Annotated in this window: 12 protein-coding genes and 2 pseudogenes; 6 read left to right on the top strand and 8 right to left on the bottom strand. The window is 53.4% G+C overall.

Going from position 1 to position 11916, the window contains the following annotated elements; translation table 11 throughout:
- Positions 1-181 precede the first annotated feature (181 nt).
- The gene (locus JUK32_RS18280) at positions 182-349 is read right to left on the bottom strand and encodes a hypothetical protein (protein ID WP_204140299.1); all 168 of its coding nucleotides are present in this window, start codon (positions 347-349) and stop codon (positions 182-184) included.
- 594 nt (positions 350-943) lie between these two features.
- Here JUK32_RS18280 and JUK32_RS18275 point away from each other — a divergent pair.
- Positions 944-1942 carry a phosphoribulokinase gene (locus JUK32_RS18275; RefSeq protein WP_204140298.1) on the top strand — a complete coding sequence of 333 codons (999 nt, stop codon included), beginning with the start codon at positions 944-946 and terminating at the stop codon, positions 1940-1942.
- Between the two features lie 201 nt (positions 1943-2143).
- Here the strand turns inward: JUK32_RS18275 and JUK32_RS18270 are convergent, their stop codons facing one another.
- Positions 2144-2932 carry a DUF2993 domain-containing protein gene (locus JUK32_RS18270; protein ID WP_204140297.1) on the bottom strand — a complete coding sequence of 263 codons (789 nt, stop codon included), beginning with the start codon at positions 2930-2932 and terminating at the stop codon, positions 2144-2146.
- 356 nt (positions 2933-3288) lie between these two features.
- Here JUK32_RS18270 and JUK32_RS18265 point away from each other — a divergent pair, with 356 nt between their 5' ends.
- From JUK32_RS18265 to JUK32_RS18255, 3 genes are all read left to right on the top strand, one after another.
- Positions 3289-4578, top strand: coding sequence for a DUF4912 domain-containing protein (locus JUK32_RS18265; RefSeq protein WP_204140296.1), 1290 nt, complete (start codon positions 3289-3291; stop codon positions 4576-4578).
- Between the two features lie 104 nt (positions 4579-4682).
- Positions 4683-5243, top strand: a complete 561-nt coding sequence (locus tag JUK32_RS18260; protein ID WP_204140295.1) for a hypothetical protein — start codon at positions 4683-4685, stop codon at positions 5241-5243.
- Positions 5243-5653 carry a DUF2358 domain-containing protein gene (locus tag JUK32_RS18255; RefSeq protein ID WP_204140294.1) on the top strand — a complete coding sequence of 137 codons (411 nt, stop codon included), beginning with the start codon at positions 5243-5245 and terminating at the stop codon, positions 5651-5653. Before JUK32_RS18260 ends, JUK32_RS18255 begins: the two co-directional genes overlap by 1 nt.
- A gap of 32 nt (positions 5654-5685) precedes the next feature.
- Here the strand turns inward: JUK32_RS18255 and JUK32_RS18250 are convergent, their stop codons facing one another.
- The 5 genes and pseudogenes from JUK32_RS18250 to JUK32_RS18230 all read right to left on the bottom strand — a co-directional run bounded on the left by JUK32_RS18250 (position 5686) and on the right by JUK32_RS18230 (position 8365).
- Positions 5686-6030 carry a hypothetical protein gene (locus tag JUK32_RS18250; RefSeq protein ID WP_204140293.1) on the bottom strand — a complete coding sequence of 115 codons (345 nt, stop codon included), beginning with the start codon at positions 6028-6030 and terminating at the stop codon, positions 5686-5688.
- Positions 6031-6081: 51 nt separating this feature from the next.
- Positions 6082-6663, bottom strand: coding sequence for a hypothetical protein (locus JUK32_RS18245; protein WP_239112811.1), 582 nt, complete (start codon positions 6661-6663; stop codon positions 6082-6084).
- 76 nt (positions 6664-6739) lie between these two features.
- Positions 6740-6919, bottom strand: a pseudogene (locus JUK32_RS18240) (hypothetical protein); the annotation flags it as partial.
- 153 nt (positions 6920-7072) lie between these two features.
- Positions 7073-7639, bottom strand: a complete 567-nt coding sequence (locus JUK32_RS18235) for a thylakoid membrane photosystem I accumulation factor (protein ID WP_204140291.1) — start codon at positions 7637-7639, stop codon at positions 7073-7075.
- A 69-nt stretch (positions 7640-7708) separates the two neighbouring features.
- Positions 7709-8365: a hypothetical protein gene (locus tag JUK32_RS18230; RefSeq protein WP_204140290.1), complete on the bottom strand. Its 657-nt coding sequence runs from the start codon at positions 8363-8365 to the stop codon at positions 7709-7711.
- A 279-nt stretch (positions 8366-8644) separates the two neighbouring features.
- Here JUK32_RS18230 and JUK32_RS28780 point away from each other — a divergent pair.
- Positions 8645-9335 (top strand): annotated as a pseudogene (locus JUK32_RS28780) (Uma2 family endonuclease).
- A 30-nt stretch (positions 9336-9365) separates the two neighbouring features.
- On the opposite strand, the gene JUK32_RS18220 reads toward JUK32_RS28780, so the two are convergent.
- Entirely contained in the window at positions 9366-10592 is a 1227-nt protein-coding gene (locus JUK32_RS18220) for a PAS domain-containing sensor histidine kinase (RefSeq protein ID WP_204140326.1), read from the bottom strand.
- A 334-nt stretch (positions 10593-10926) separates the two neighbouring features.
- Here JUK32_RS18220 and JUK32_RS18215 point away from each other — a divergent pair, with 334 nt between their 5' ends.
- Positions 10927-11724: a response regulator gene (locus JUK32_RS18215; protein WP_204140289.1), complete on the top strand. Its 798-nt coding sequence runs from the start codon at positions 10927-10929 to the stop codon at positions 11722-11724.
- Positions 11725-11916 lie beyond the last annotated feature (192 nt).

The raw sequence follows: 11916 nt of genomic DNA, 5'->3' as shown, positions 1-11916 counted from the left end.
ATGACTCCGAGAATCGGTCTACATTGGCAAGCTCGCTCTGCTGCTCTACCCATGACAAAAGTAAGCACAAATTGTAGACAAGGCTTGCCAAGCATCATTTTCCCTAGCGTATCACTGTACCGGAAGGCTCTCCCAATTTGAGCTCACGGAACACCGCTATGCCCAGGTAAGGAAGACGTTACTAACGGCGATCGCGCACTGCCTGCCAGTTATTAAGGTAAAAGGTTTTTTCTTCAAGCATTGTGTTATTCATCGCATTTTGGCGATCGATCCCGAACTTTTGCAGCTTCATTGTCCAGTTTTTCGCTCTCCAGAGTATTTGAGGCGATCGCGCTAGCACCGTTTGCATCTGTGCTTGGGGTCTCCTCTCACAATGTCACCCACCGAGGGAGCACCCATTGCCGGAAGCGCCCATTTTGTGACTGCCGCCCAAACTGAGTTCCGCCGCTATCGTTTCTGCCCAGACTGCCCCAGCATCAAGGTCTGGAGCCATCTTTCTGGGGCCACGACAATCTTTCCAAGCTTGCGGATTACTTTAATTAAGCAATTATAGACTTGTGAGCAGTGATACCAGTTTGATACCATTGCCTCTTAGTGTAGATATTGATGATGGAACCTATTTTTGTTTATGCAAATCTAGAGGCTCTTTGAGTTTGGGTTCTGAATGGGATCGCTTCCATCGCGTTGTCTCTGCCCCTGAGCTGTTCTGCATTCATGGCCTTTGGGTTGTGGGTTCAGCGCAGGTTATTGACATAATTAGATGTTTCGGACTTGGCAGGGATGGGTTAAGTGTTAGCAGCTATGATTACACTTCATCTCAGGTGTCCGTAACGCTAAGGGATCGGAGCACTGACAGGCAGCAGCTGTTGCTTTGTTTCACTTAGTGCTAAATCAAATCTAAATTATCAATTTTAGTTGTTTTCTGTGTTGCTCGAGGAAAGCTATGACAATTAAGCCGGATCGCGTGGTTTTGATTGGGGTTGCTGGCGACTCTGGATGTGGTAAGTCCACGTTTTTGAGACGACTTGCCGACCTGTTTGGTGAAGAATTTATTACCGTCATCTGTTTGGATGACTACCACAGCCTTGATCGAAAGCAGCGCAAAGCGGCTGGTGTTACAGCTTTGAATCCGAAAGCTAACAATTTTGATTTGATGTATGAACAGATCAAATCGTTGAAGGCTGGCAGCTCCATTGATAAGCCGATTTATAACCATGAGACGGGTGAACTTGATCCCCCCGAGCGGGTCGATCCGAATCACATCGTGGTCGTCGAAGGTTTGCACCCCATGTATGACGAGCGGGTGCGCGGACTTCTAGACTTCAGCGTCTATCTCGACATTCACGATGATGTCAAAATCGCTTGGAAGATCAAGCGTGACATGGCTGAGCGCGGCCACACTTACGAAGATGTTTTGGCTTCGATCAATGCCCGTCGCCCCGATTTCGAAGCTTACATCGACATCCAAAAGCAGTATGCCGATGTGGTAATTCAGATTCTGCCGACGCAACTGATTCCCAACGACGAAGAGAAGAAGATCTTGCGGGTCCGTCTCTTGCAGAAAGAGGGCGTTGCCCGGTTTGATCCGGTTTACCTCTTCGACGAGGGTTCGACCATCGACTGGATTCCTTGCGGTCGCAAACTTACCTGTTCCTATCCCGGCATTCGGATGCACTATGGCCCCGACAGCTATTACGGCAATGAAGTGTCGGTGCTAGAGATTGACGGTCAGTTTGAGCGCTTAGAAGAACTGATTTATGTCGAAAGCCATCTCAGCAATACGTCTACTAAGTATTACGGTGAGATGACTGAACTGCTGCTTAAGCACCGCGAGTACCCTGGCTCCAACAATGGCAGTGGTTTATTCCAAGTTTTGGTGGGTCTGAAGATGCGCGAAAGCTACGAGAAGATCGTGGCGAAAACCCCCCAAGCGGTCGGTTAAGTTCGGCATTGGGGCGATCGCGCCCATCAACACACTAGAAACGGGCGATGGGCATAGCTCACCGCCCGTTTTGTTTAGGCCGACAGGAATCACTCCCTGGTCAAGGGCACTGGGCCGAGGGGGGCAACCTGGAGAGCCAAGTCGCTGAAGAGGCGTCTCCACAGGCTCACATTTATGGCCTAGCAAAATTTCTGGGTGGCATTATTCACCAGTCGTTTCTGGTGCCGTCGGTAAGACTCGGACAGTGCCCGACAACCTGAGCTTTTGATCCGCCACTCGGCAATCGGTCAGCATCACTTCCTTCCCCAGGTCGATCGCAAAACCGTGTAGATCAGATAGGGGAATGCTGGTTGGGGCGGTGAGGGTATCGTCCTTGAGCCAGTGGGGATTATCCAAACAAAGCCGATGACCGTCGCGAATGGATAGTTGCGTGCGAATGGCGATCGCCGGTACCGCCGGTACTTTAGGCCGTAACCGCAAGATGACGTAATCGGTCTGGATGGCGGCCTGGGCTTGGTAGTGGCTATGCACCGTGCGATCGGGCAGCGCGTCGAGCAGGTCTTGCAGCGAGGCGGCCTCGGGCTGGGAACGAGCCAATAGCTGCAAAAAGTCGTAGAGCCCTTCGCCCAGCAGCGGCGACTGGAGCGAGTTGTTGAAATCAGCTTCCGTCAACTCGATCGCGCCCTGAATCGGGAAGGGAGCCAACAAGCGCAAGGGCTGACGGCGCACCACTTGACCTAAATTGACGCGAATTGCCGAAGCGGTCACGGCCGCTTGGCTGAGGTGAATGCCTTGATAAATCGCCTTTTGCGCTGAGAGGGCGATTTCGGGAATGTGGCCGGAGAGAATTTCGCGATCGCGCCCCTGAATTTCAAATTGCAGATTTTCCACATGGTCGAGCTGCGTTGACAGCCAGAATCGAATGGCCGGGGGCAGCAGTCGGCTAATTATTCGGCTGCCTCGGGGTTGGGGCGAAGACGCTGGTGCCACCGCTACGATGCCTCACTATTACGCTAGGTCTTTCGCCATTCAAGCATGTTGTTGGGGTGGCTGCGACAGTCCAGCCGAGGCGATCGCCTCGGCCTGCGAGATCAATATGTCATAGAACCCAGACATTTCTACTCTCTCGATCCTGTATTATCAGGACTTGATGACATTGCGATCCCCGAAACTACCTTGTTTCCATGGAAAGCCTGTTTATCAAGGTTTTCAGGGGTTGATCCGATTCCGATGGATCTGTCATAGTGTCACCAAATTCCGATCCCCAAATCGTGAATTTGAGTCCCGCTGAATGTTGGCAGCAATATCTAGGCGGCAGTCCTGCAAATTTAGGAGGAGTGAATCTCATGTCCGAGTCGATTCCAACGCTTGAGGAAATGACCCTTCGACAGCTCCGCAAAGTGGCCAGCGACTACGAAGTATCTCGCTACAGCCGCATGCGTAAGTCCGAGTTGATCGAAGCGATCATGGCCGCTCAGACCCGCCGCACGACCTCGATGCCGGCCCCGGCGGCAGCGGTAGAAGGCCAGACTGAGGTAGAAGCTTCCAAGTTTGTGCCCTCGACGGAGCCGATTCCGGCTGAGGCTTTGGCGTCAGTGGATGAAGGGTTGCCTGACTTGCCCAGTGGCTATGGCGAGAGTCGGATTGTGTTGATGCCCCGTGACCCGCAGTGGGCCTATGCGTATTGGGACATTCCCAGCAGTCATAAAGAAGATCTCCGCCGCCAGGGAGGTGCTCGTTTAGCGTTGCGCTTCTATGACGTCACTGATATTGATGTGGGCTACCAAGCCCCCCATAGTCTGCAGCAGTATGAATGCGACGAAATGGCGCGGGAGTGGTACCTACCGATTCCCGTGAGCGATCGCGACTACGCGATCGAGATTGGCTATCTTTGCAATGATGGCCGCTGGTTGCTCTTAGCGCGTTCGGCCCCGGTCCACATTCCCCCGGTTTACCCCTCTGACTGGATCGAAGACCACTTCGCCACCGTCGGTTGGGATCAAGATCTGCGCGGGGAGCAGATTGCTACCCTGACCCATCCCAGTCGTCGGGTCGAAACCGGCGCGGGCAACCAGATCTACGACGAGATTTTTGGCATGGCCGAGTCGGCAGAGGCCCAGCGCGTCGCCGGTTCTCTCTTTGGCTCCATGCAGCATGTGCCCGGTTCAATGATTAGCTCGTTTGCCCTGCCGACCAGCTCCTACGTGTTGGCGTCTGGCATGGGCATGTGGGGCGGCGAAGTGCCGACCACTGCCTTACCCACCACTTCGGGCATCGGTCTCAATATGTCGGGCCTCAATATGTCGGGCCTCAATATGTCAGGAGTCGGCTTCTCGGCTTCGGCTCCGCCGATTCGTCCCCGTCAGTTCTGGCTGGTGGCGGATGCTGAGCTGATTGTGTACGGTGCCACCGAGCCCGATGCCACGGTGACCATTGGCGGCAAGCCGATTAAGCTCAACCCCGACGGCACCTTCCGGTTCCAGATGTCTTTCCAGGATGGCCTGATCGACTATCCCATCTTTGCCGTCGCCGCTGATGGTGAGCAGAACCGGGCGATTCACATGAAGTTCAACCGGGAAACGCCTTACCGCCGCACCAATACCAAGGAAGACGCGGTACAGGAATGGATGAGCTAGCCAGTTGCTTAGCGATCGCTGACCTAATAAGTTAGTTAACTCCCCGAGAGCGTTGCCCTGCAGCGCTCTTTTTTATGGTCGAATGGCCCTGTTATGGTGAAACTATGAACCATCAAGACATCACCAACCATTTACAGCAGCGGTTTGCTGGAGCGGTGCAACAGACACCGCCGGATGCCTGGCAAGTCGAAACGGCTGACTATCGGTTGCTCGTGCTGCTATCCGCTGACCAGAGTTGGCTACGGCTGCTGCTGCCGATTGTCCCTGGAGAGGTGGCCCAGCCTTATTTGGGTCAAATTTTAGCAGCCAATTTCGATTTGACGCAGGAAGTGCGCTATGCGCTGCATCAAAATGTGCTGTGGGGCGTTTTTCAGTACGAACTCGCCAGCCTGACCGCAGTCCGGTTTGAGGCAGCGATTAGTCGGCTGTTAGGGATGAAACAGGAGGGCATCGATCCGTTTTTCAATGCTCTAGTCGAGCAACAAATTCGGCAGATTATCGTGGCCGCCAAGCAGCAAGGGCAGTCGTTGACCGCCACCCTGCAAACCCTCGATCGCCTCTACAGCGAGGGACTCATGGGCAATTTGGACGATAGCAGCGCCGACAAAGCCCAGGTGCTGACATCGTGGCAGCGACAGCTCGAACGGCTGTGGGAGGAAGCGTGATGAACATTGACGCGGTGTGCGATCGCATTCGTCAGGACTATGCCACCTTTCCGGCTGACCAAAGCTACGACCTGTACGCTGAGGACGTGTATTTTCGCGATCCGATGAATGAGTTTACGGGAGTTGAGCAATATCGCGAGATGATTGGCTTCATCGCCCGCTGGTTTCAAGCGCCCCAATTGGTGCTGCATCGCCTCGACCAGACGGGGCCGCAAACCTTTGAAACCCACTGGACTTTGAGCTGGACGACGCCCCTACCCTGGCGACCCCAAATCGCGATTCCGGGCTGGACGGAATATCGCCTCAATGATGCCGGCCAAATTGTCTCTCACCTTGACTACTGGCACTGCTCGCGCTGGGCCGTTTTGGGCCAAGTATTCGGCCTCTGTCAACCCCCCAGCCCCGATTAGTCAGGTGCGTGAGCAGTTAGCGATCGCCCGATTCAGATCTGAAACCGCCCCGTCGCCAAAAGACGATAGCCAAATGTAATTGAAATCATCGATACAAAAAACTGCCACAAGCTGGTGGGGTTGAGAATAGCGCGACTGCTGATAAAGATGCAGACAATGCCGCCAGCGACGAATACCCAGCCCAGTTGCTTCATGAAGCCTAACGGCATGAACACCAATAGACAGATACCCCCACACAATAAAAAGATCGAGGCATCAGCAGCGACCCCGCGCCACCAATAGGGATTCACATTGGTGGTGAAAAGGATATTTTTGCCTAGAAAATAGATGCCTAAGAGCATCAGTGCTAGGCCAATTAATTGAACCAATAATCGCATGGTAAATAAATCTCGATAACGGTAACGTAATCCAAGAAGTGCGCAACGCATTTAAGGCTGAGAAGACGGTTCGAAGCTGCGAAATTGCTTCGCAATCAGCAACGGAATCCCGATGCCGATCACTAGGTTTGCCAGCAGCCACAGCAACGAGAGCGAACTACCAAAACCGGCGATGTAAAAGCCACGACGGGTTGAAGAAAGCAGGGCATCCCAAAGCAAATGAGCACTAATACCGACAGAAAGGCCGATCGCACTGTCACGTAATAGGTTGACCATGCCCCTCTGGAAGTTTGTAGTGGGGGACTGTTGGCTCAACCAGAGCCAGATACCTAGCAACCCCATGGGAATGAGCACAGAATGAAAGAGCCAGCTGCGATGGACCAGAAAAGGCAGCCGCGTCGCTTGGTAAAGGGGAATATCCCAATCGGGAAAGGCCATATAAAAATAGGTATGGCTCAAGATGGGAACCCCTAGTTTGCGGAAAAAGAACAGGCCACTGGCTCCCCAGACCACCATGATTAGGAAAGCGATCGGGTTGAGGGTGCGGGCAGCCGAGCGGGTGTAGCGTTCGAGCAGCCCCCAAAAGGCCATACCGACAGCAAGACCAACGGCAAAGTGAAGTAATTTATCCAACAAGGGACTCATGGAGTCATCAAAGGATTTTCAGACCTTTTGATCAATACAGGATTGATTCTAGGATTCCCGAAAATCAGGTAAACCGCTGCGTGCCTAGCCCCCTTATCCGATCTCGTTCTACAGATTTGAGTGCGACATCAAGAATGCTCACCAGCCCTGAATCTAGCGTTGCCGTTTGGTACATGGCCTCTTCTAACACCATGCGATATTGGGGGCTAAGGTAAATGGCGATCGCGGTAATCAGCCGATGATGAAAATTCGGCCATGATCAGGGATGTTTCAAATCGGGATCCATCCCAGGGAAAGGCGAGGGCATGGGCCATAACTCAAATGGCATGCTTCTATTGTAGGAAGCCTCAGCACAGCTTCCGGCTGATATCCAACGCTTGCCAATAGGGCCGGGGCTTTATGACTCTTCCACCAGTTCGCTATTCACTTCGTTGATAGGGCGGCGGCGGAGTTCTTCAGACTCCGTGCGCGGTAGCAGATCAAAGACTTCACGCATCACATCATCCACCTGCTCGTAGCTAATGATCCCCGTTTCATTGAGGCGCACGTTGCCTTCGGCATCAAATACCAAGGTCTGCGGTACGGCCCCGGCGAAGTAATAGCCGGGTTCCGTTTCGTCATAATCGGTCTGAGGCGAAATGGAATCCGCCGCCACGGGAATAAAATTGGCGGCTCGTCCGTAGGGGGCTTGTAGCTGCGACACCACTGACGTGTAACGCTTGCAGTCGGTGCTGTCATCAACGTAAAACACCAGCAACGCGGGCTTTTCGTATTGCATGGATTGCGCTAGCGAAACCTTCGGCGGCACCAGCGAACCGTTGCCCGCATAGAGGGCGAAGATGTTGCCGTCGTATTTATCGTCTTCTAAGCCCGCCCAAGCATTGGCTGTACTGAGCAACCAGCAACAGGCGATCGCTGCCCCCAGCATTACCCATCGCCGCCATTGAAAAAGTTGCCGTACCATCATGCGTCAGTCTTCAACCGTTAATTTTCGCCTTTTCTATTAGGCCACATTTAGGGCGGCGCGGCGCGGCTAAGAGCCAATTTCTTGAAAAGTTTCGGTAATCGTTTGTAGCTCCGAGCGATATGCCTCGTATTGTTCGGGGCTGGCCCAGACGACGATTTGGTAGTAGCGCTGCTGGGTCACCACCGTGGTGTGTAAGTACACCACCCCAACACCGTCGGCTAAACTGCCACGAATTTCGTATTGGGAGGCAAAGTGATCGTTGATAAACGCCACCTCGGTGGGGTTTTCCCCTTCATAGCTGGCCAGTTGGTCTTTCAGCAAAGCGCGGTAGCGTTCGGCATTTTCGGGCAGGCCAAATCGCATCAGGGCGGGGGAATCTTCGGCGACCACTATCATAAAGAGTTCGTTGGTGGCGTCTGCTGCTTGCAGCTCAGCCGAGTCATGGAGGCGGTTATCTTCGGCCCAACTGGCGGGCAACGTGATTTGAATGCCTGCGTCACTGTTCACTAAGTCAGTGCCGGATGAGTCAGGGCTGGGCGAGTCAGGGCTGGGATTATTGTCAGTCGTCGTTTCGCCTGCTGGCGGCGAATTATCGGTGGCCGTTGGCACCGCCCCGTCGTCGGGATTGCTGCGCAGATTTCTCAAGATGCGATCGCAACTCACCGCCAACAAAATCAGCATCACCAGCGGCAACAAAATTTGAACAGTCCAGGGGCGTTTCATACGAGGCGGGGCGGCAAGCTCAACTGGCACCCAAAGCATAACACCGCGTTTCGGGAATGAGCCGCCACGGTCTGAGGCCGCCGCTGGGCCGCCCATCTCTGCGCGTCAACGAGTCATGGCTGGCCCATTACACTAGAGAGAACGCCCTGAGTTCAGCTAAGGGGTTAGCGGGAAAATAAGATCCCGGTGGTGAGGGTAGGTGAGTGGATGAGGTGGTGGGTAGGTGGGACAGATTCAAGTGAGGAGCCGGTACTTTTATTGCAAGCACGTCCCTTACCCATGACCTCGACGAAGCCTGAACAATCTACAGTCATCTACCCCGACAGCGACGGACAGCCGAGGGCCGACAACACCAAGCAGTTTCGCTGGATTGTCACGATCAAAGAAAATCTGGAGCTGCTATTTCGCGATCGCCCCGATGTTTTTGTGGCGGGCGATTTGCTGTGGTACCCCGTGGAGGGAGACAACACCCTACGCCAAGCCCCCGATGCGCTGGTGGTGTTGGGTCGGCCCAAGGGCGATCGCGGTTCTTATCAACAGTGGAAAGAAGCCGACATCCCCCCAAGTCGTGTTCGAGATTTTGTCCCCCGGTAATCGACCCGCCGGCATGCTGCGCAAGTTCAAATTTTACGAACGCTACGGCGTGCAGGAATATTACCTTTACAATCCTGATGATATTGAACTCATGGGCTGGCAGCAGCGCGACCACAAGCTCATTTCGGTGGATGACATGGATGGCTGGGTGAGTCCGCTGTTACAGATCCGATTTGTCTTGGGTGTAACGGAACTGGAAATTTACCGCCCCGATGGCCGCCAGTTTCTCACCATGGGGGAACTAGAACAACAGGCCAGGGAAGCGGAACAACAGGCCAGAGAAGCAGAACAGCGGGCGATCGCAGCGACTGAACGGGCACGCGTCGCAGAAGCGTTGTTGGCTCAATACCGCGATCGCTACGGCGAGTTGGAATAGTTCCTCTCGCTAGGATGCTGACGGCGTCGGTCAATTGAGCGGCAACCGCACGGTAAAGGTGCTGCCTTGCCCGACCTTACTGACAACTTTCAAAGTTCCCTGCTGCAAATCGACAAACTGCTTGACGATGCTGAGTCCGAGCCCAGTCCCCGGAATATTGCTCACATTACGCCCGCGATGGAACGGCTCAAACAATTGCCGCTTGTCTGCCTGAGGAATGCCCATCCCCTCGTCCTCGACCTGCAAAATGAGCGTGTCTTGGCGCTTCGCCAGTTTCAGACGGATCCGGTTTTCGTTCGGCGTGTAGCGCATCGCGTTCGAGAGCAAATTACTGAGAATTGACCGCAGCAGCCGCTCGTCGAGATGCGCCCTGAGCTGACGGCTCCGACAATTAAACTCAATCGGAGTGGCCGATCGCTGGTACTCGCGCTCCGCCAATAACCCCCGACAAAAGGTCACCAACTCTAGCGGTTGCGGCGATACTTCTAAGACTTTGGCCTCAATCTTGCCGATCACCAAAATGTCATCAATCATTTGGGTCATGCGCTCGACGTTGTCGTTGATCGCCAGCAGATAATCGGCCTTTTCGGCCTCGCTGAGTTGCGTCTCATAGCGATTGAGGGACGACACCGACAGGGCAATGTTATTCAGCGGGTTGCGAAATTCATGACACACCATCGCCACAAAGCGCGATCGCATTTCACTCAATTCCCGCAATTGCTGATTGGCCTGCCGCAGCTTGGCCGTCCGTTGCTGCACCTTGTGTTCCAGTTCTTCATTCGTGCGCTGCAAAATCGCTTCGGCCCAGCGGCGTTGTGTGATGTCGCGAAAGGTGACCACCGCCCCGACCAACTGCCCATCTTCGTCGTGCATGGGGGTGCTGATATATTCCACCGGGAAACTGGTGCCGTCTTTGCGCCAAAACACTTCATTCGCCACCCGGCGCGTGCTGCCGTCTTGAAAGGCTTGGTAAATCGGGCAATCTTCTCGTTGGTAATGGTTGCCGTCGGCATGGGAATGGTGCAGTACCGCGTGCATGGATTTGCCAATCAGTTCCTCAACGGGCCAATCAATCATGGCCGCCGCCGCGGGGTTCACAAAGGTTACATTGCCGTCTAGGTCAAGGCCATACACCCCTTCACCCACTGCATTTAGAATCAACTGATGCTGGCGACGCAACAGCTCCAATTCCTGCAACACCAGCGGATTGGCGGGCGATCGCGCCGCGCCAGATACCGGACTGTGGTCATAATTCATCATGGGCCAACCCACTGCAAGCATGACTCAGGGCGACGTCACCCCAGCCAATCGTCAATCACCCTAGATCCCGCCCCTCTATTCGAAATGTAACTTAGGCTACTACGGCCAGTCTACTTAAAGATTACCAAAGAGATATATAAATACCACCGCGAAAATTTTGTTTTCTTATGAGCAAAGAAAATATTGCTCCTTTATAAATAGTTTCTGACCTGGAACCATCGTAGTCGTTGCGATGTTTGTACTGTGATGCCGGGAAAGTGAATACCGTCTATTTTTTAAAGGGTTTTAGGCTATTAGTAATTGGTTGGCAGTTCAAGCGAATGGAAGTGCGATGAAAACCGTACTCGTGATCGAAGATGAGCAGCAAACTCGCAACGTATTTGTGAAATGCTTAACCTTCGAAGGCTTTAGAGCTTACGGTGCAGGCAATGGCTCAGAAGGGATTCAACTCGCCCAAAAATATCATCCTGACTTAGTCGTTTGCGACATCATGATGCCTGATATGGATGGCTATTCGGTGCTCTCGACGCTGCGGCGATCGCCCCTGACAGCAGCGATTCCCTTGATTTTCTTGACCGCCAAAGTGACGATGGCTGACCTGCGAAGCGGCATGGAATTAGGGGCCGATGACTATCTTACGAAACCCTGCACGATAGAACAGTTTTTGTCGGCGATTACTTCCCGACTCAAGCGTCACGCCGAGATTGCCACCGCCATCCAGTCGCCGCCACTCTCTCATCCTGATGGCGAGGCGACCGTGCCGCGATCGCTCGACTCCGTCGAAAACAACACCATTTTTCCCGACTGTCCGAAGTTGGCGCGGGTTTTTCAATTTATTGAAAATCACTATTGTGACTCGATCAATCTGAGCGACGTCGCTAAGGAAGTGGGCTATTCTCCCGCCTACTTAACTAATCTCGTACAGGAAGAAACTGGCTTGACCATTAAACGGTGGATTATCGAACGTCGCATGAACCAAGCCCGCCTCTATCTCAAGACTTCGGATCAACCCGTGAGGCAAATTGCCGCCCAAGTTGGCTATAACGACTCCAGTTATTTCACCCGGCAATTTCGTCAGTTTCACGGCGTCTCTCCCCAAGTTTGGCGACAAGCATCGGTGACAGAATGAGATATTCAAGCTTTCGGATAAAGGATGCAACTAACAGCTTCTGTATCGATGATGACTATTTTTAGGCTTTTTTCTGTGTTTCATAAATTCCCAAAGAAAATCCCATCAGGTTCCAAAAAAGATCCAGTGTGTGATTGGGATTGAGCTGGTAATGTTCATAGTTAATATGCATGCCAGCTCCCGCGTTTTCGA

The organism is Halomicronema sp. CCY15110 (assembly GCF_016888165.1).
Taxonomy (GTDB): Bacteria; Cyanobacteriota; Cyanobacteriia; order Phormidesmidales; family Phormidesmidaceae; genus Halomicronema.
This window is presented reverse-complemented; position numbering and strand designations above follow the sequence as displayed.